The organism is Streptomyces sp. SID13666 (genome assembly GCF_010548325.1).
In the GTDB taxonomy this organism is placed as follows: domain Bacteria; phylum Actinomycetota; class Actinomycetes; order Streptomycetales; family Streptomycetaceae; genus Actinacidiphila; species Actinacidiphila fildesensis.
On sequence record NZ_JAAGLX010000019.1, the window covers coordinates 91,317 to 109,689 of the forward strand.

The window sequence follows — 18,373 nt, forward strand, 5'->3', positions numbered from 1 at the left end:
AGTCGCGGTTTCTCCGCTCGATGTTAAGTGTGCCGGGCGCCTCCTGACCCCCTCGTGAAAAGTTGCACAAGCTGCCGCTTACGATGGGCGCGTGCCGAAGTTGCCCGAAGTCGCCCGTAATCCGCTCGCCCGCATCGCCCGCCGCTGGACCCCGTCCCCGGTGACGGTCCAGCGGGCCTGCGCGGCCGCCCTCGCGATGGCCGTGGTCATCGTGGTGACCGGCGGCGCGGTGCGGCTGACCAGCTCGGGGCTCGGCTGCCCGACCTGGCCCAAGTGCACCGACCAGAGCCTGACGGCCACCAGCGAGATGGGCTTCCACGGCGCCATCGAGTTCACCAACCGGATGCTGACGTACGTGCTGTGCGCGGCGGTCGGCTGGGCGATCATCGCGGTGCGCTCGCAGAAGCCGTGGCGGCGCAGCCTGACCCGGCTCGGCTGGGCCCAGTTCTGGGTGGTCATGGGCAACGCGGTACTCGGCGGCATCACGGTGCTGACCGGCCTCAACCCCTATGTCGTCTCGGGGCACTTCCTGCTCTCCAGCGCGCTGATCACGGTCGCCGTGGTGACCTGGCAGCGGGCCCGCGAGGGCGACGGGGCGGCGCGCCCGCTGGTGGGCCGGCCGGTGCAGCAGCTGGCCTGGGTACTGACCGTCGGCTGCGCGCTGCTGATCGCGGTGGGCACCGTCGTGACCGGCGCCGGGCCGCACGCGGGCGACTCCACCGAGGTGCACCGCATCCCCATCGACTGGAAGACCGTCGCGCAGCTGCACGCCGACCTCGCCTGGGTCGTGGTGGCCCTCACGCTCGCGCTGTGGTTCGTGCTGCGCGCCGTGGACGCGCCGGCCGGGCCGAAGGCCCGTATCCGGGACCTGTTCCTCGTCCTGCTGGCGCAGGGCGTCATCGGCTATGTGCAGTACTTCACGCACCTGCCGGAGGTGCTGGTCGGGCTGCACATGCTCGGCTCGGCGCTGATCTGGATCGGGGTGCTGCGGGTCGCAATGTCGATGCGCGAGCGCCCGTCGGCGCAGCCCGGCATCCCGGGCCCGGCGCAGTCCGGCTCAGCGCTCGCGTCCACGGCCTGACCCGGCGCGGTCCGCGCGCCGCTCCAGCCCGTAGACCCGCCGCGCGTTCCCCGCGACGATCATGCCCGCGACGCGCCGCGCGTCGGACGGCGTCCAGGCACCGTCGGCCACCCGGTCGGTGAGCAGCCGCTCCAGCGCCTCGCGGAAGAACCGGACCCCGGTCACGTACAGCTCGGGCAGCGCGTACGCCCCGGTCGAGAAGAGCACCTTGCCGAAGGGCGCCAGTTCCAGCGTCCCGGCCAGCGCCGGGGCCGCCGGCGCGGAGCCGATGTCCGTGTAGACATGCGCGAACGCGGCCGCCAGCCGGGCGACCGGCCGGTGGTTCGGGAATCCCCGTAAGAGCACCACGTCGGTGCCGAGACCCGCGGTGGCGCGCAGAAAGCCGGTGAGCCGCAGTGGGTCGGCGCCCGCGGGGCCGCGGATCTGCAACGGCAGACCGGTCGCGACGGCGTTCCACACCAGATGGCGCAGCAGCACCGGGTCGTCGAGCCGTTCGCCGGCCGTACGACCCGCCAGCCAGGCGCCGGCCGCGCGCCGTACCAGGCGGGCGTCGGGCGGCCCGGCCGGGAAACCGGGCGGACAGGTGTCGGCCACCGAGAACGCGACGGCCGTCCGGGCCGCTCCGTGCACCGCCTCGGCGGCATTGGTGAGGAACGCACCCGTGGTCCCCGAGGTGTCGGCGACCTGCTGCGCCAGCGGTTCCAGCCGGACGATCTCGTACGCCGCGGCGGCCGCGGCCGCGCCCAGTTCCTTGGGCGAGGTGAGGTCGGGGGCCTGTGCGGCGGGCATCGGACCGGCGGCGCCGTCCCAGGCCCCGGCTCCCACGGCGGCGTCCACCAGATGGGCGCCGATCCCGGTGCCCCGCAACAGCAGCCGGGTGGCCTCGTACGCGCCCAGCTCCCGGCGTCCTGCCAGGTAGTGCGCGGGGGTGCAGTGCGGTTCCAGTCCGAGGAGGGGCGGGCACCAGCGGCGCACGGCGAAGCCGGCGGGACTGTCGAAGAGCGTGGTGCCGGGCGCGGCGGCCCCCGTGAGGAGCGCCTCGAACGAGCCGAGGCCCAGCTCCCCGGGGACGACCCCGTGGCAGTGCGCGTCCACCCAAGGTGGCAGCTCCAGCATCACTGACTCCTCGCACCGCCGGCCGGGACCGTTTCCCATGGTCCCTAACGGGCGGGCGGGGCGTCAGGTGTTGCTGGGACCGCCGATCTGGATTCCGGCCATTCGCGACCATTCGTACGGGCCGGTGCGCACCTTGGCGGCGAATTCGCCGTCGAAGTCCTCGTGGACGGTGACTCCGGCGCGCTCGACGGCCGCGACGGCCATGGCGTACGTCGGGGCCACCAGGTCGCCCCATTCGCCGTTCTCGCCGACGAGGACGATCCGGGCGCCGATCTCACCGATGTAGGCGATGTTCGCCTCGGCGCCGCCGCCGTGGCTCTTGGCGAAGGCACCGATCTGCTTCGCCAGCCTGGCGGTGCGGCGCTCGGCGCGCGGGTCCGCCTTCGGAGTCTCTTCCACGGTGTTCTGCGCGGTCTCAGCCATGAGGCAGATGCTACCCGTCGGTAATCAGTGAAGGAAAGGATCCACGGCCACGACGACGAAGAGCAGCGACAGATAGGTGATGGACCAGTGGAACAGCCGCATCTCCTTGAGCTTCGCGCCGCTGACCCCGGCCTTCGCCCGGCTGTGGAGGCCGTGCGCCTCCTTGAGCCACATCGCGCCGAGCAGCACCGCGGCCACCGGGTACAGCCAGGAGGTCTCGCCCAGCGGCCACCACAGGGCCAGCGAGACGATCACCATGGCCCAGCTGTAGATGACGATCTGCCGCGCGACCACCAGGTTGCCGGCCACGACCGGCAGCATCGGCACGCCCACCCGCTCGTAGTCGTCCTTGACCTTCATCGACAGCGGCCAGTAGTGCGGCGGCGTCCACAGGAAGATCACCAGGAAGAGGACCAGAGCGGCCCACGAGACGGAGTTCGTGACCGCGGACCAGCCGATGAACACCGGCATGCAGCCCGCGATGCCGCCCCACACGATGTTCTGCGCGGTGCGGCGCTTGAGGCCGAGCGTGTACACGAAGACATAGAAGAGGATGGCCGTCAGCGACAGCGCCGCCGAGAGCGTGTTGACCAGGACCGCGAACCAGACGGTGGAGACCACCGAGAGCGTGATGCCGAAGATCAGCCCCTCGCGCGGCGACACCATGCCGGTGACCAGCGGACGCTGCTCGGTGCGGTGCATCAGCGCGTCGATGTCGCGGTCGATGTACATGTTGAGCGCGTTGGCACCGCCCGCCGACAGATAGCCGCCCACGACGGTCGTCAGCACCAGCCACAGATCGGGGACGCCACCCGCCGCCAGGAACATCACCGGAACGGTCGTGATGAGCAGCAGTTCGATAATGCGTGGCTTGGTCAGCGCCACGAACGCCATGACACGAGCCGCGAACGGCCGCTGTCCGGTGCTCGTCCCGATGACCCCTGCGGGTCGGGATTCGACGGCCGTCACAAACACCCCTGGAGAGGATTAAGTCCAGCAAGTCCCGGTCCCAGACGTGAAGGTCCGGTAAGTCCTTGCGCGTACCACGCCACTGTAGACGTACGGAATACTCCGCCTGCCCCGGGGGGTGACCCGTGTTGCCGCCCGTCCTTCGCCAGGTGTTCAGGAGGCGAACGCGGCCGGGCCGGGGCAGGCTGTCAGTATCCCGGCATGCCGGGAATGGCCCAGCCACGGTCCTGGTTGCCCGGAGTGCCGCCGGGAACGCTGCCCGGAGCCGCGCTCCGGGTGTCGTCCCGAGGGTCGAACGCTCGAAAAGGTGCACGCGCCTGCGGCGGTAGGCTCGACAACGCCGGGTAGGCGCCACGTCACCGGCATTTCGACATGTGGAGAGGAGCCCTGAACCAGGGTGAGCAGCAAGCCGACCACCACAGACCTTGAGTGGACCGATCTGGACAAGCGGGCCGTTGATACCGCTCGTGTCCTGGCCATGGATTCCGTGCAGAAGGTCGGCAACGGCCATCCCGGCACGGCCATGAGCCTCGCGCCCGCCGCGTACCTGTTGTTCCAGAAGCTGATGCGGCACGATCCGTCGGATCCCGACTGGACCGGCCGTGACCGCTTCGTCCTCTCGGCCGGGCACTCCAGCCTGACGCTCTACACCCAGCTCTACCTTTCCGGGTACGGCCTGGAACTGGACGATCTGAAGGCGTTCCGCACCTGGGGCAGCAAGACCCCCGGCCACCCGGAGCACGGCCACACGGTCGGCGTGGAGACCACGACCGGTCCGCTCGGCCAGGGCATCGCCAACGGCGTCGGCATGGCCATGGCGGCCCGCTACGAGCGCGGCCTGTTCGACCCGGACGCGGCGGCGGGCACCTCCCCGTTCGACCACACCATCTGGGTCATCGCCGGCGACGGCTGCCTGCAGGAGGGTGTCTCCGCCGAGGCGTCCTCGCTCGCCGGGCACCAGAAGCTCGGCAACCTCGTGCTGCTGTGGGACGACAACCACATCTCCATCGAGGGCGACACCGAGACGGCCGTCAGCGAGGACACCCTCAAGCGCTACGAGGCGTACGGCTGGCACGTCCAGCGCGTCGAGCAGCTGCCCGACGGCGACCTGGACCCGAAGGCCCTGTACAAGGCGCTGAAGGCGGCCCAGGCCGAGACCTCGCGGCCTTCGTTCATCGCGGCCCGCTCGATCATCGCCTGGCCGGCCCCGCACGCGCAGAACACCGAGGCCGCGCACGGCTCGGCGCTGGGTGACGCGGAGGTCGCCGCGACCAAGAAGGTGCTGGGCTTCGACCCGGCGAAGACCTTCGAGGTCGACGACGCGGTGCTGTCGCACGCCCGTGAGGTGGCCGACCGCGGCCGCGAGGCGCACGCCGTCTGGAACAAGCAGTTCCAGGAGTGGCGCGACGCCAACCCGGAGCGCTCGGCCGACTTCGACCGGATCGCCGCGGGCGAGCTGCCCGACGGCTGGGAGAAGGCACTGCCGTCCTTCGAGACCGGCAAGAGCCTCGCGACCCGTGCCGCCTCCGGCAAGGTCCTGCAGGCGCTCGGCGCGGTCGTACCGGAGCTGTGGGGCGGCTCGGCCGACCTCGCGGGCTCCAACAACACCACGATCGACAGCGGCTCGTCCTTCCTGCCGGTGGGCAACCCGCTGCCGGGCGCCGACCCGTACGGCCGCACGGTGCACTACGGCATCCGCGAGCACGCCATGGGCTCGACGATGAACGGCATCGCGCTGCACGGCAACACCCGCATCTACGGCGGCACCTTCCTGGTGTTCTCCGACTACATGCGCCCCGCCGTGCGACTGGCCGCGCTCATGCAGCTGCCCGTCACGTACGTGTGGACGCACGACTCCGTCGGCCTCGGCGAGGACGGCCCGACGCACCAGCCGGTCGAGCACCTGGCCGTGCTGCGCGCGATCCCGGGCCTGAACATCGTCCGTCCGGCCGACGCCAACGAGACGGCGGTCGTCTGGCGCGAGATCCTCAAGCGCCACGACTCCAAGCCCGCTCCGCACGGCCTGGCGCTCACCCGCCAGGGTGTGCCCACGTACGCGCCGAACGAGCACGCGGCCAAGGGCGGCTACGTGCTGTTCGACTCCGAGGGCGGCCGTCCGCAGGTCATCCTCATCGCCACCGGCTCCGAGGTGCAGCTGGCCGTCGAGGCCCGCGACGCGCTGCAGGCCGACGGGATCCCGACGCGGGTCGTCTCGATGCCGTCCGTCGAGTGGTTCGAGGAGCAGGACATGGCGTACCGCGACAGCGTGCTGCTCCCGGACGTCCACGCCCGGGTCGCCGTCGAGGCCGGTATCGGCCTGACGTGGCACCGCTACATCGGCGCCCAGGGCCGGATCATCAGCCTGGAGCACTTCGGTGCCTCGGCCGATGCCAAGGTCCTCTTCCGTGAGTTCGGCTTCACCGCCGAAGCCGTCGCCAATGCCGCCCGGGAATCCCTCGACGCCGTCGACAAGGCAACCCGCTGACGCCCCGCACCCGACCAGTAGGAGATGTAATTTCCATGACAGACGCACTCAAGCGCCTCTCCGACGAAGGCGTCGCGATCTGGCTGGACGACCTGTCCCGCAAGCGGATCACGTCCGGGAACCTGGCCGAGCTGATCGACCAGCAGCACGTCGTGGGCGTCACCACCAACCCGTCGATCTTCCAGAAGGCGATCGTCGGCGGCGAGGGCTACGAGAGCCAGCTCACCGACCTCGCGGTCCGCAAGGTCACGGTCGAAGAGGCCATCCGCATGATCACCACGGCGGACGTCCGCGACGCCGCCGACATCCTGCGGCCGGTCTTCGACCGCACCGAGGGCCAGGACGGCCGGGTCTCCATCGAGGTGGACCCACGCCTGGCGCACAGCACCGCGGCCACCATCGCCGAGGCCAAGCAGCTCGCCTGGCTCGTCGACCGGCCGAACACCCTCATCAAGATCCCGGCGACCAAGGCCGGCCTGCCGGCGATCACCGAGGTCATCGGCCGGGGCATCAGCGTGAACGTGACGCTGATCTTCTCGCTGGCCCGCTACCGCGAGGTCATGGACGCCTACCTGGCGGGGCTGGAGAAGGCCAAGGCCGCCGGCCTGGAGCTCGCGAAGATCCACTCGGTCGCGTCCTTCTTCGTCTCCCGGGTCGACTCCGAGATCGACAAGCGCCTCGACAAGCTCGGCAGCGACCAGGCGAAGGCGCTCAAGGGCAAGGCCGCGCTGGCCAACGCCCGGCTCGCCTACCAGGCGTACGAGGAGGTCTTCACCTCGGACCGCTGGAACGCGCTGGAGAAGTCGGGCGCGAACAAGCAGCGTCCGCTGTGGGCCTCGACCGGTGTCAAGGACCCGGCCTACCCGGACACGCTCTACGTGACCGAGCTGGTCGCCCCGAACACCGTCAACACCATGCCGGAAGCCACCATGGAGGCCACCGCCGACCACGGCGAGGTCACCGGCGACACCATCCGCGGCACGTACGAGCAGGCCCAGGCCGAGCTCGACGCGCTGGCGGCTCTCGGTATCTCGTACGACGACGTGGTGCAGTTGCTCGAGGACGAGGGCGTCGAGAAGTTCGAGGCCTCCTGGAACGAGCTGCTGGACTCCACCTCGGCGGTACTCAAGCGTCTGACGCCCGTGGAGGCATGAGTTGACCAGCAGCAATCCGCTGCGTGACGCACAGGACCGGCGGCTCCCGCGTATCGCGGGGCCGTCCGGCCTGGTCATTTTCGGCGTCACGGGCGATTTGTCCCGTAAAAAGTTGATGCCTGCCGTGTACGACCTCGCCAACCGCGGTCTGCTGCCACCGGGCTTCGCGCTCATCGGCTTCGCCCGCCGGAGCTGGGAGGACGAGGACTTCGCCCAGGAGGTCCACGACGCGGTAAAGGAGCACGCCCGCACCCCCTTCCGCGAGGAGGTCTGGCAGCAGCTCGCCGAAGGCTGCCGCTTCGTGCAGGGCGAGTTCGACGACGACACCGCCTTCGAGAAGCTGAAGTCGACGATCGACGAGCTCGACAAGGCGCGCGGCACCGGCGGCAACTTCGCCTTCTACCTCTCCGTACCGCCGAAGTTCTTCCCCAACGTCGTGCAGCAGCTCAAGAAGCACGGCCTGTCCGAGGGGCAGGGCGAGTCCTGGCGGCGCGCGGTCATCGAGAAGCCGTTCGGCCACAACCTGGAGAGCGCGCAGGAGCTCAACCAGCTGGTGCACGACGTCTTCCCGCCCAACGAGGTCTTCAGGATCGACCACTACCTGGGCAAGGAGACCGTCCAGAACATCCTGGCGCTGCGCTTCGCCAACACGATGTTCGAGCCGATCTGGAACCGGTCGTACGTCGACCATGTCCAGATCACGATGGCCGAGGACATCGGCATCGGCGGCCGGGCCGGGTACTACGACGGCATCGGCGCGGCCCGTGACGTCATCCAGAACCACCTGCTGCAGCTGCTCGCGCTGACGGCGATGGAGGAGCCCGGCTCCTTCCACCCGAAGGCCCTGGTCGCCGAGAAGCTCAAGGTGCTCGGCGCCGTGGAGCTGCCCAAGGACCTGGGCGCGCACACGGTACGCGGCCAGTACGCGCACGCCTGGCAGGGCGGCGAGGAGGTCGTGGGGTACCTGGAGGAAGACGGCATCGACCCCAGGTCGAAGACCGACACCTTCGCGGCGGTCAAGCTGGAGATCAACAACCGCCGCTGGGCCGGGGTCCCCTTCTACCTGCGCACCGGCAAGCGGCTCGGCCGCCGGGTCACCGAGATCGCGGTGGTCTTCAAGCGGGCCCCGTATCTGCCCTTCGAAGCCGGATCCACCGAGGAGCTGGGGCAGAACGCCCTGGTCATCCGGGTGCAGCCGGACGAGGGCGTGACGGTGCGCTTCGGCTCGAAGGTGCCCGGCACCTCGATGGAGGTCCGGGACGTGACGATGGACTTCGCCTACGGCGAGTCCTTCACCGAGTCCAGCCCCGAGGCGTACGAGCGGCTCATCCTCGATGTGCTGCTCGGCGATGCCAACCTCTTCCCCCGCCACCAGGAGGTCGAGCTGTCCTGGAACATCCTCGACCCGATCGAGAAGTACTGGGACACGCACGGCAAGCCCGCCCAGTACGCCTCGGGCACCTGGGGACCGGCGGAGGCGGACGAGATGCTCGCACGAGACGGTAGGAGCTGGCGCCGGCCATGAGGATCGATCTGACGGACACCACGTCGTCCCGAATCAACGCCGGGCTCATCGAGGCCCGCCGCGCCATCGGCACCCCGGCCGTCGGCATGGTGCTCACCCTGGTCATCGTCACCGACGAGGGCAGCGCCTACGACGCCCTCAAGGCGGCCAGTGACGCATCGCGGGAGCACCCGTCCCGGATCCTGGCCGTCATCAAGCGGCCCGGCCGTTCACCGCGCGACCGCGCGATGGCGCGGCTGGACGCCGAGGTGCTGGTCGGCTCCGACTCGGGCACCGGTGAGACCGTCGTGCTGCGCATGCACGGCGAGCTCGCCAACCACGCCGAGTCCGTGGTGCTGCCGCTGCTGCTGCCGGACGCCCCGGTGGTGGTGTGGTGGCCGGAGGAGTCGCCGGACAAGCCCGCCGAGGACCCGCTGGGACGGCTCGCGCAGCGCCGGATCACGGACGCCGCGGCGGCCGAGGACCCGGTGATCGCGCTCGGCGAGCGCGCCGCGGCGTACGCGCCCGGCGACACCGACCTGGCGTGGACCCGGATCACGCCGTGGCGCAGCATGCTGGCCGCGGCTCTGGACCAGAAGCACTCCAGGATCGCCTCCGCGACCGTGGAGGGCGAGGCCTACAACCCGAGCACCGAACTGCTCGCGCTGTGGCTCGCCGACCGGCTGAAGATCTCGGTGGAGCGCAAGGTCTCCGACGGACCCGGTATCACCGGGGTCCAGCTGGTCACCGCCGACGGCGAGATCCGGCTGGACCGGGCCGACGGCCTGCTGGCCGAGCTGGCCATGCCGGGGCAGCCGGACCGTCATGTGGCGCTCAAGCGGCGCGAGACCTCGGAACTGATCGCCGAGGAGCTGCGGCGGCTGGACCCGGACGACATCTACCGGTCGACGGTGAAGTTCGGGGTCGGCCGGCTGACCGACTCCGGTCCACAGGACTCGGAGGAGCCCGTCGGGACGATCGAGGTGATCACCCCGGCCAAGGACGCCAAGCCGGCCGGGACCGCCGCGGCCAAGTCGGCGGCCAAGGCTCCCGCCAAGAAGGCCGCGCCGGCGAAGAAGGCGGCGACGGGCAAGCGGACGAGCTCCACATGAGCACCCCGCAGGTCGTCGTCCACCGCGACAAGGAGCTGATGGCGAAGGCCGCGGCGGCCCGGCTGATCACGAAGATCGTGGACGCCCAGGCCGCCCGCGGCTCCGCCTCGGTGGTGCTGACGGGCGGGCGCAACGGCAACGCGTTGCTCGCCGCCCTGGCCGGGTCCCCGGCGCGGGACGCGGTGGACTGGGCGCGGCTGGACCTGTGGTGGGGCGACGAGCGGTTCGAACGGGAGGGTGATCCCGAGCGCAATGTCACCCAGGCCCGGGAGATCCTGCTCGACTCGGTGCCGGTCGATCCGGCGCGGGTGCACGCCATGCCCGCGTCCGACGGTACCCACGGCCGTGACGTCGACGCCGCGGCGGCCGGCTACGCGGCCGAGCTCGCCAAGGCGTCCGGGCCGGAGGACCACGGCCCGGTGCCGACGTTCGACGTGCTGATGCTGGGGGTGGGACCCGACACGCATGTCGCGTCGCTCTTCCCCGAGCACCCGGCGGTGCGGGAGACGGAGCGGACGGTGGTGGGGGTGCACGGAGCGCCCAAGCCGCCGCCGACCCGGATCTCGCTGACCCTTCCGGCGATCCGCTCGGCGCGCGAGGTGTGGCTGCTCGCGGCGGGCGAGGACAAGGCCAACGCGGTCGCGATGGCGTTGTCCGGCGCGGGCGAGATCCAGGCGCCGGCGGCCGGAGCACGCGGCCGCCGCCGCACGCTGTGGCTGCTGGACCGGACCGCGGCGGCGAAGCTGCCACCGCAGCTGTACCCGCCGTCTTCGGCCTAGGGCGTAGCGAACGGCCGCCGGCCGGGCTGGACATTCAGCCCGGCCGGCGGCCGTTCGGCTTTCAGCAGCCGTTCAGCGGCCGCGCAGTTCCCGGTAGCGCCGGACCAGCGCCTCCGTGGACCCGTCCAGGCCGGGAATGGTCGCGCCCTCGCTGAGCGCGGGCTCGATCCGCTTGGCGAGCACCTTGCCCAGCTCGACTCCCCACTGGTCGAAGGAGTCGATGTTCCACACCGCGCCCTGGACGAACACCTTGTGCTCGTAGAGCGCGATCAGCTGGCCGAGCACCGACGGGCTGAGCTCGGTGGCCAGGATGGTGGTCGTCGGGTGGTTGCCGCGGAACGTCTTGTGCGGCACCAGTTCGGCGGGCACGCCCTCCGCGGCGACCTCTTCAGGTGTCTTGCCGAAGGCCAGCGCCTGGGTCTGCGCGAAGAAGTTGGCCATCAGCAGGTCGTGCTGGTCCGCGAGCGGGCCGAGTTCGCCGATGGGATTGGCGAAGCCGATGAAGTCCGCCGGGATGACCTTGGTGCCCTGGTGCAGCAGCTGGTAGTAGGCGTGCTGGCCGTTGGTGCCCGGGGTGCCCCAGACCACCGGCCCGGTCTGCCACGCCACCGGGTTGCCCTGCCGGTCCACGGACTTGCCGTTGGACTCCATGTCCAGCTGCTGCAGATACGCGGTGAACCGCGACAGGTAGTGGCTGTACGGCAGGACCGCGTGCGACTGCGCGTCGTGGAAACCGCCGTACCAGACGCCCAACAGGCCGAGCAGCAGCGGGACGTTCTCCTCCGGCGGGGCGTAGCGGAAGTGCTCGTCCACGAGGTGGAAGCCGGCCAGCATCTCGCGGAAGTGGTCCGGGCCGATGGCGAGCATCAGCGAGAGGCCGATCGCCGAGTCGAAGGAGTACCGGCCGCCGACCCAGTCCCAGAACTCGAACATGTTGGCCGGGTCGATGCCGAACTCGGTGACCTTCTCCGCGTTCGTGGACAGCGCGACGAAGTGCTTGGCGACGGCCGAGGTGTCGGCGTTCAGGCCGGTCAGCAGCCAGTTGCGGGCGGAGGTGGCGTTGGTGATGGTCTCGATGGTGGTGAACGTCTTCGAGGCGATGACGAAGAGCGTCTCGGCCGGGTCCAGGTCCCGCAGCGCCTCGTGCAGGTCCGCGCCGTCGACGTTGGACACGAAACGGAGCGTCAGCCCGCGGTCGGCGTACGGGCGCAGCACCTCGTACGCCATCGCCGGGCCCAGGTCGGAGCCGCCGATGCCGATGTTGACGATGTTGGTGATGCGCTTGCCGGTGTGGCCGGTCCACTCGCCGGAGCGGATCCGGTCGGTGAAGACGGACATCTTGCTGAGGACGGCATGAACGGCGGGCACGACGTCATGGCCGTCGACCTGGATGACGGAGGAGCGCGGTGCGCGCAGCGCGGTGTGCAGCACCGCGCGGTCCTCGGTGACGTTGATCCGCTCGCCGCGGAACATCGCGTCGCGCAGTTCGGCCACGCCGCTCGACGCCGCCAACTCACGCAGCAGCCGCAGGGTCTCGTCGGTCACCAGGTGCTTGGAGTAGTCCAGGTGCAGATCACCGACCTGCAGGGAGTACCGGTCGGCGCGCTGCGGATCCTGGTCGAACAGTTCGCGCAGCCGCACCTCCCCCAGCTCTTCGCGGTGTTTGCCCAGGGCGTGCCATTCGGGCAGCTGGTCGAGCCGGGCACGGCCGTGCGTATTGGTGTCGGACATGGGTCCAAACTAATTGATGACGGCCGGTAGGAGCGCGATCACCCCGCAGGCGAAGAGCGCGGCGGCGGCCAGCGCCGGGGTGTTCAGTCCCCACGCCGTCGCCACCGCGCCGCCGAGCAGGGCGCCGAGCGGGGCCCCGGCGGTCGACAGGGTGCGGTTGGCGGCGCTGACCCGGCCCAGCAGGGCGGCGGGCGTCCGCTCCTGCATGAGGGTGACCTCGTTGACGTTCCACAGCATCCCCATGGCGCCGAAGAGCGCCAGGACGACGACCGCGACGGGCAGCGACCGTACGGTGCCGAGCACGATCAGGGCGCAGCTCTGCAGCACCAATCCGGCCACCAGCGCTCTGGTCCTGCCCAGGAGTTCGGAGATCCGGCCGGCGGCCAGACCGCCGGCCACGCTGCCGGCGCCGTAGGCGGTGAGCACGGCCGCGTACCCGGAGTGCCCGGCGTGCAGCCACCCGGTGACGTGCAGGACCAGGGTGGCGATGAGCGCGCCCATCCCGATGTTGACGACGGTGTTGGCCGTGCAGAGCGACCGCAGGACCCGGTCCCGCCACAGCACCCGGATGCCCTCGGCGATGTCCTGCCGCAACGTCCGGCCCGGCGGGCGCGGGGCGCGCTCGCGCGGGGCCGTGCGTATCGAGGCGACCAGCGCCGCGGCGAGCAGATACGTCGCCGCGTCGACCGCGAACGGCAGTCCGGCGGAGATCCCGATCAGCAGGGGCACCAGGGGTGCGCCGAGAAAGGTGCCCGCGATGGTCTGCCCGGTCATCAGGCGCGCGTTGGCGCGGCCGAGGGAGGCGGTGGGGACGACCGTCGGCAGCAGCGCGGTCGCGGCGTTGTCGAAGAGGGTCTGCAGCGTCGTCAGGACGAAGGCCGGCACCAGCAGCAGGGCGATGCTCACCTCGCCCAGCCACACGGCGAGCGCGAAGCAGGCCATCAGCGCGCAGCGCACCGCGTCGACAGCCCACATGGCGCGCCGCTGGTCGACGCGGTCGGCGATCGCGCCACCGAGCAGGCCGAACAGGATCCAGGGCAGGAATCCGGCCGCCGTGACCAGCGAGACGAGCAGCGGGGAGTCGGTGAGCCCGACCGCGAGCAACGGCAGTGCGGCGGTGCGCAGTCCGTCCCCCAGCCGCGAGACCACCGCGGCGCTCCACAGCCGGCCGAAGCCGCCGCGCCAGGACGGCACGGCGCTCTCCACGGCCGGCCGCAGATCGCTGTCGTTCGCGGTCAAAGCTCCCCCTCGGGCCAGGATGTGATCAGTCCTGGCACCGTAGCGGCGGCCACTGACAACGCCCGTGGCACCGGGGGGAAAGCCGGGTTCAGAAACCGCCGCGGTGCAGCCGGCCCTCGTAGCGGGCCTCCAGGACGGCGTTGCGCTCGAATCCGCCGGGCAGGTTGGCCGAGATGTAGACCGGCGGTTCGTGCCCCTCGGCGGTCAGGATGCCGACCGCCTCGGCGACGACCATCTGGACGAGCAGCGCGGAAGTGATGGTGGAGACGCCGCAGAGCGCGCCGCCGTCGGGCATCGGCAGCAGGGCGTCGCCGGCCGGCGCGCAGTTGTCGAGTACGGCGTCGGCGAGGTCGGCGAGCCGCTTTCCGCTGCTGTGGAGCGCGGGCACCGCATGGGTGTGCTCCAGGGAGGTGAGGGCGATCAGCCGGTGCCCGGACTCCTTGACCTGGAGGGCCATGTCGACGATGGAGTTGTTGACGCCGGAGTTGGAGATGATCACGAAGAGGTCCTGCGGCTGCGGGGTGGCCAGCTCGTAGAGCCGTTTGGCCAGGCCCGGGGAGCGTTCCAGCAGCGGGTCGGCGAGTACGGAGCGGTCCTCGCCGCCGCGCAGCACCAGGTCGGAAAGGCCGATGCGGCTGGTCGGGACGAGGCCGCCGGCCCGGCCGGCGATCTCCAGCGCGGTGGCCTGCGAGTGACCGGTGCCGAAGGCGTGGACGACACCGTTGGCGGCGACGCTGTCGGCGATGAGGCGGGCCGCGGCGGCGACGGAGTCGGTGTTGGCTCCGATCGCCCGCTCGACGGCGGCGCGGCCGTGCTCGGCGAACCGGGCGGCGCTGAGCTGTGGTTCGGCCATGGCCGACACCCTCCTTGGTTGAATGAACCATCATTCCGACGAGTGATTGAGACAATGAACCGACTATCGTGGTCACGTCAAGAGCCTCGCCAGCGCCACCGCGCCCGCACCGCCGTCCGGCACCGGGACGACCCGCAGCCCCATCGCCAGCGCACGCCGCGACAGCCTGCCCAGCAGCGGCCCGGCCGGAGCCAGCAGACCGCCGGTGACCACCAGCGGCTCGCCCGCCACGGGACGCAACGCGGCGACGGTCCTGCCGAGTTCGGCGGCCGCCGCGTCGAGCAGTTCCCCGGCGACCTGGTCGCCGGCCCGGTCGGCGGCGACGACCAGCGGGCTCAGCGCCGCCAGCCGCACCGGCGGCCGCGCGTACACCAGGGGCACGATCAGATCCCGCAGCTCCCCCAGCCGCTGCCGGTCCGTCTGCTCCACCGACCCGGGGAGGCCCGCCGGATCGCCGCCGGACGCCAGGTAGTGCGCCGCCACCGCGCCGACCAGCGAGGTCCAGGGCCCGCGCCCGGTCAACGCCCGCAGCGCCGCCCTGACGGCCTCCCGGCCCAGCCAGAAGCCGCCGCCCTCGTCACCGAGCAGCCATCCGTCACCGTCCACCGTCAGCACCTGCCGGCGCCCGGTGATGCGTGCCGACGCGGCGCCGGTCCCCGCGATGAGCAGCAGCCCGTCGGCGGGCATGCACGGCGCGGAGGCGAAGGCGATCTCGATGTCGCCGCGGACCGCCACCTTCGCGGCGTCGATACCGGTCTCGGCGAGCGCCGCCCGGAGGCAGGACAGCGCGAGGCCGTGGCCGGTGTCGGGACCGGTGTCCGGGGCGGCGCCCGCGAAGCCGCCCAGCACGGCGGCGACCGAGCCGCGCAGCTCCGCCGGGACCGCGGCGCCGAGCGCGGCGGCCAGGTGCCGGGTCAGCTCCGGCCGCGGCACGCTCATCGCGTTGCCGGGACCGCCGGCGCCCTCGCCGATCACCCCGCCGACGACGCCGGCCTCGTCCGCCGCCGTCGTCCCGGCCCCGGCCGTCGCCCCGGCCAGATAGGCGCGGATCCGGGTCCCGCCCGCGTCGATGCCGACCACCAGCGACCGGCCGGCCGGCGCGGACCGGCGGTCGTCGTCACCGCGATGGGTTCGGTTGTGAATTTCATTCATCACACCGCATGGTGATTGATAGATTCACTGACCGACAAGACCCCAGCCGAGACGAGTCGTCATGGTCATCGCCCTGATCCGCTCCGAACTCCCCCGCATGTCCGATTCCTTGCGCAAGGTGGGCGAGCTGGTGCTGGCGGATCCGGTGGCGGCCACCCGTGGCTCCGCGGCCGAACTGGGCCGCCGTACGGGCACGTCGCAGGCCACCGTCACGCGTTTCTGCCATGCGCTGGGCCTGGACTCCTACCAGCATCTGCTGATCGAGCTGGCGCAGGAGCAGGGCCGCAGCCAGGGCGGCGACGGCGAGGGGCCGCTCAGTCCGGTGCTGGGCCCGGACATCGGGCCCGACGACGATCTCGACCATGTCGTCGCGGTGGTCGCCCAGGCCGATCTGCGGGCCCTGCGGCACACCGTCGACAAGCTGGACCGGGAGAGCCTGGAACGGGCCGCCCAGGCGCTCGCCAAGGCCCGCCGGATCGATGTGTACGGGGTCGGCGGCTCCGGGATCGCCGCGCGGGAGGCCGAGGCCCGGCTGTTCGGCATCGGCTGCGCCGCCCGCGGCTGGACCGAGGTGCACGCGGCGGAGACCTCCGCGGCACTGCTGACGCCCTCCGACGTGGCCGTGGCGATCTCGCACTCCGGCACGACGCGCGAGGCCCTGGACCCGCTGCGGCTGGCCGCGGAGCGCGGCGCGACGACGGTGGCCGTCACCAGCGATCCGCGCTCGCCGATCGCCCAGGCCGCCGACATCCGGCTCACCTCGGCCTCGGCGGAGACCAGCTTCCGGCGCGGCGGCTACGGCACCCGGCACTCCGTCCTGCTGATCATCGACTGCCTGTCGGCCCGGGTCGCCCAGCTCACCTACGAGCGGGCCACCGCGGCGGTCGCGCTGACCGCCCACATCGCCGACAGCCACACCGCCCGCGCCCGCCGCCGCTGACCCGGCACGTCCACCGGCACGGACGGCCGCCCGGGACCGGCAGAGGGGAGAAAAATACCCCCGTTCGCCGGGTGACCCCCGGCCTCAGTCGTCGGCCGAGCTGGAAAGGTCCAGCTCGGCCGACGACTGAGGCCACGGTCGGGCCCGCCCGGCGAACAGGGGCGATATCCGCGTGCCGTACGCGAGGAGACCTCTCAGATCTCGCCGCGGAGCTTCGCGAGGGCCTCGGCGAGGATCGCCTCGCCGTCGGCCGCGCTGCGCCGCTCCCGCACATAGGCCAGGTGCGTCTTGTACGGCTCGGTCCGCGGCGGCGCCGGCGGGTTCTCCTCGTCCTGCCCGGCCGGGAAACCACAGCGCGGGCAGTCCCAGGACTCCGGGATCTGCGCGTCGCTGGCGAAACTCGGCTGGGTCTCGTGCCCGTTCGAGCACCAGAAGGAGATGCGGAGGCGTGGCGCGGACTCGCCGCGCTCGGCCTCTCCCATCGGCCCCGCTCCGACCCGACTGCCACGGATCGCGTTGCCACTTGCCACGGTCGTAACTCCCTGCGTGATGGTGCTGCGAGGTCGCCCAGTTTACGGAGACCTTACGTGCCGTCCAGTGGCAGGTGGTGTACCCGGCCCCGTAGGACGCCCTCCCATGATAAGCCGCGTTTGCGACGAGGCGTCAGTTCTCCCTGGACTCACGGGAGTACGCCGCGGGCGCTACTTCTGGAACTTGAGCACCAGACCAAGTACGACAATGCACGTAAACCACAACAGACCGATCACCACGGTGATCCGGTCGAGGTTGCGCTCGGCCACCGAGGAGCCGCCGACGGAGGACTGCATGCCACCACCGAACATGTCCGAGAGGCCGCCGCCCTTCCCCTTGTGCATCAGCACCAGCAGCAGAAGCAGCAGGCTGAAGATGATGAGGGCGATGGAGAACCCGACTACCACGGCTGGACCAACTCTCTCGACTACAAATGGACGGCGCAGGGCCGAACCGGGCGCCAGTGCGCCGGTCCGGCCCCGACAGGGTACTTCGTGCGGGCCTGCTAGGCCCACCGCCTGCTGGTCCTACTGGTCGCGGAAGCGGACGATCTTGACGAACTCCTCCGCGTCGAGCGCCGCGCCACCGATCAGGGCGCCGTCCACGTCCGGCTGCGCCATGATCGCCGCGACGTTTCCGGACTTGACCGAGCCGCCGTACTGGATACGGACCTTTTCGGCCAGCTCCTGGCTGTACAGCTCGGCGAGGCGGCCGCGGATGGCACCGCAGACCTCCTGCGCGTCCTCGGGGGTGGCGACCTCGCCGGTGCCGATCGCCCACACGGGCTCGTACGCGACGACGATCGTCTCGGCCTGCTCGGCCGGGATGTCCTGCAGCGCGCCGTCGAGCTGAGCGAGGGTGTGCGGGACCTGCTGACCGGCCTTGCGGACGTCCAGTCCCTCACCGACGCACAGGATCGGCGTCAGCCCGTGCTTGTACGCGGCCTTGATCTTGGCGTTGACGAGTTCCTCGTCCTCACCGTGGTACTGGCGTCGCTCGCTGTGACCGATGGCCACGAACGTGCACTTCAGCTTGGCCAGCATCGATCCGGAGATCTCGCCGGTGTACGCGCCGGAATCGTGCGCGGAGAGGTCCTGGGCACCGTACTTGATCTTCAGCTTGTCGCCGTCGACCAGGGTCTGTACCGAACGCAGGTCGATGTAGGGCGGCAGGACGGCGACCTCGACGGCGTCGTAGTCCTTGTCGGTGAGCGCGAAGGCGAGCTTCTGGACGTGCGCGATGGCCTCGAGGTGGTTGAGGTTCATCTTCCAGTTGCCGGCCATCAGCGGGGTACGGGTGCTCAT

General features: G+C 71.2%; 17 protein-coding genes. 7 read left to right on the forward strand and 10 right to left on the reverse strand.

What is annotated here, in order from left to right; genetic code table 11:
* Positions 1 to 91: 91 nt before the first annotated feature.
* Positions 92 to 1,081, forward strand: coding sequence for a COX15/CtaA family protein (locus G3I60_RS23780; RefSeq protein WP_164296486.1), 990 nt, complete (start codon positions 92 to 94; stop codon positions 1,079 to 1,081).
* Here the strand turns inward: G3I60_RS23780 and G3I60_RS23785 are convergent.
* The 3 genes from G3I60_RS23785 to G3I60_RS23795 all read right to left on the reverse strand — a co-directional run bounded on the left by G3I60_RS23785 (position 1,058) and on the right by G3I60_RS23795 (position 3,589).
* A complete protein-coding gene (locus G3I60_RS23785) occupies positions 1,058 to 2,197 on the reverse strand; it encodes an amidohydrolase (RefSeq protein WP_164296488.1) in 1,140 nt (379 codons plus the stop codon). The genes G3I60_RS23780 and G3I60_RS23785 overlap by 24 nt on opposite strands.
* Before the next feature lie 63 nt (positions 2,198 to 2,260).
* Complete coding sequence (locus G3I60_RS23790) at positions 2,261 to 2,620, reverse strand: hypothetical protein (RefSeq protein ID WP_138356343.1); 360 nt, start codon at positions 2,618 to 2,620, stop codon at positions 2,261 to 2,263.
* Positions 2,621 to 2,644: 24 nt separating this feature from the next.
* Positions 2,645 to 3,589, reverse strand: coding sequence for a heme o synthase (locus G3I60_RS23795; protein ID WP_138356342.1), 945 nt, complete (start codon positions 3,587 to 3,589; stop codon positions 2,645 to 2,647).
* Positions 3,590 to 3,986: 397 nt separating this feature from the next.
* Between G3I60_RS23795 and tkt the strand changes: the two genes are divergently transcribed.
* The 5 genes from tkt to pgl are packed head-to-tail and all read left to right on the forward strand — an operon-like array spanning position 3,987 to position 10,623.
* Positions 3,987 to 6,074, forward strand: coding sequence for a transketolase (gene tkt / locus G3I60_RS23800; RefSeq protein ID WP_164296490.1), 2,088 nt, complete (start codon positions 3,987 to 3,989; stop codon positions 6,072 to 6,074).
* A gap of 35 nt (positions 6,075 to 6,109) precedes the next feature.
* Positions 6,110 to 7,228, forward strand: coding sequence for a transaldolase (gene tal, locus G3I60_RS23805; RefSeq protein ID WP_164296492.1), 1,119 nt, complete (start codon positions 6,110 to 6,112; stop codon positions 7,226 to 7,228).
* A gap of 1 nt (position 7,229) precedes the next feature.
* Positions 7,230 to 8,753, forward strand: a complete 1,524-nt coding sequence (zwf, locus tag G3I60_RS23810) for a glucose-6-phosphate dehydrogenase (RefSeq protein WP_138356339.1) — start codon at positions 7,230 to 7,232, stop codon at positions 8,751 to 8,753.
* Entirely contained in the window at positions 8,750 to 9,844 is a 1,095-nt protein-coding gene (opcA, locus tag G3I60_RS23815; RefSeq protein ID WP_138356338.1) for a glucose-6-phosphate dehydrogenase assembly protein OpcA, read from the forward strand. Before zwf ends, opcA begins: the two co-directional genes overlap by 4 nt.
* A complete protein-coding gene (gene pgl / locus G3I60_RS23820) occupies positions 9,841 to 10,623 on the forward strand; it encodes a 6-phosphogluconolactonase (protein WP_164296495.1) in 783 nt (260 codons plus the stop codon). Before opcA ends, pgl begins: the two co-directional genes overlap by 4 nt.
* 72 nt (positions 10,624 to 10,695) lie before the next feature.
* Here pgl and pgi read toward each other — a convergent pair whose 3' ends face one another.
* The 4 genes from pgi to G3I60_RS23840 all read right to left on the reverse strand — a co-directional run bounded on the left by pgi (position 10,696) and on the right by G3I60_RS23840 (position 15,598).
* On the reverse strand, positions 10,696 to 12,354 hold the full coding sequence (gene pgi, locus G3I60_RS23825; RefSeq protein ID WP_138356336.1) for a glucose-6-phosphate isomerase: 1,659 nt from the start codon (positions 12,352 to 12,354) through the stop codon (positions 10,696 to 10,698).
* Positions 12,355 to 12,363: 9 nt separating this feature from the next.
* Positions 12,364 to 13,593 (reverse strand): MFS transporter, encoded by a 1,230-nt coding sequence (locus G3I60_RS23830; protein ID WP_239070153.1) that lies wholly within the window; start codon positions 13,591 to 13,593, stop codon positions 12,364 to 12,366.
* An 88-nt stretch (positions 13,594 to 13,681) separates the two neighbouring features.
* Positions 13,682 to 14,446 (reverse strand): sugar isomerase domain-containing protein, encoded by a 765-nt coding sequence (locus G3I60_RS23835; RefSeq protein WP_164296497.1) that lies wholly within the window; start codon positions 14,444 to 14,446, stop codon positions 13,682 to 13,684.
* Positions 14,447 to 14,518: 72 nt separating this feature from the next.
* On the reverse strand, positions 14,519 to 15,598 hold the full coding sequence (locus tag G3I60_RS23840) for an N-acetylglucosamine kinase (RefSeq protein WP_164607688.1): 1,080 nt from the start codon (positions 15,596 to 15,598) through the stop codon (positions 14,519 to 14,521).
* A 61-nt stretch (positions 15,599 to 15,659) separates the two neighbouring features.
* On the opposite strand from G3I60_RS23840, the gene G3I60_RS23845 reads away from it, so the two are divergent.
* Positions 15,660 to 16,538 (forward strand): MurR/RpiR family transcriptional regulator, encoded by an 879-nt coding sequence (locus G3I60_RS23845; protein ID WP_138356333.1) that lies wholly within the window; start codon positions 15,660 to 15,662, stop codon positions 16,536 to 16,538.
* Positions 16,539 to 16,732: 194 nt separating this feature from the next.
* On the opposite strand, the gene G3I60_RS23850 is transcribed toward G3I60_RS23845, so the two are convergent.
* The 3 genes from G3I60_RS23850 to tpiA all read right to left on the reverse strand — a co-directional run bounded on the left by G3I60_RS23850 (position 16,733) and on the right by tpiA (position 18,373).
* Positions 16,733 to 17,068 carry an RNA polymerase-binding protein RbpA gene (locus tag G3I60_RS23850; protein ID WP_138356332.1) on the reverse strand — a complete coding sequence of 112 codons (336 nt, stop codon included), beginning with the start codon at positions 17,066 to 17,068 and terminating at the stop codon, positions 16,733 to 16,735.
* A gap of 171 nt (positions 17,069 to 17,239) precedes the next feature.
* On the reverse strand, positions 17,240 to 17,476 hold the full coding sequence (gene secG, locus G3I60_RS23855; protein ID WP_138356331.1) for a preprotein translocase subunit SecG: 237 nt from the start codon (positions 17,474 to 17,476) through the stop codon (positions 17,240 to 17,242).
* Positions 17,477 to 17,596: 120 nt separating this feature from the next.
* Complete coding sequence (gene tpiA / locus G3I60_RS23860) at positions 17,597 to 18,373, reverse strand: triose-phosphate isomerase (RefSeq protein WP_138356330.1); 777 nt, start codon at positions 18,371 to 18,373, stop codon at positions 17,597 to 17,599.

Bases quoted from the DNA above. Each gene is read 5' to 3' on its own strand.
- G3I60_RS23835 (WP_164296497.1), bottom strand. From the start codon at position 14,446: ATGGCCGAACCACAGCTCAGCGCCGCCCGGTTCGCCGAGCACGGCCGC.
- G3I60_RS23840 (WP_164607688.1), bottom strand. From the start codon at position 15,598: ATGAATGAAATTCACAACCGAACCCATCGCGGTGACGACGACCGCCGG.
- pgl (WP_164296495.1), top strand. From the start codon at position 9,841: ATGAGCACCCCGCAGGTCGTCGTCCACCGCGACAAGGAGCTGATGGCG.
- G3I60_RS23845 (WP_138356333.1), top strand. From the start codon at position 15,660: ATGGTCATCGCCCTGATCCGCTCCGAACTCCCCCGCATGTCCGATTCC.
- opcA (WP_138356338.1), top strand. From the start codon at position 8,750: ATGAGGATCGATCTGACGGACACCACGTCGTCCCGAATCAACGCCGGG.
- pgi (WP_138356336.1), bottom strand. From the start codon at position 12,354: ATGTCCGACACCAATACGCACGGCCGTGCCCGGCTCGACCAGCTGCCC.
- G3I60_RS23785 (WP_164296488.1), bottom strand. From the start codon at position 2,197: ATGCTGGAGCTGCCACCTTGGGTGGACGCGCACTGCCACGGGGTCGTC.
- tpiA (WP_138356330.1), bottom strand. From the start codon at position 18,373: ATGAGCACCCGTACCCCGCTGATGGCCGGCAACTGGAAGATGAACCTC.
- G3I60_RS23790 (WP_138356343.1), bottom strand. From the start codon at position 2,620: ATGGCTGAGACCGCGCAGAACACCGTGGAAGAGACTCCGAAGGCGGAC.
- tal (WP_164296492.1), top strand. From the start codon at position 6,110: ATGACAGACGCACTCAAGCGCCTCTCCGACGAAGGCGTCGCGATCTGG.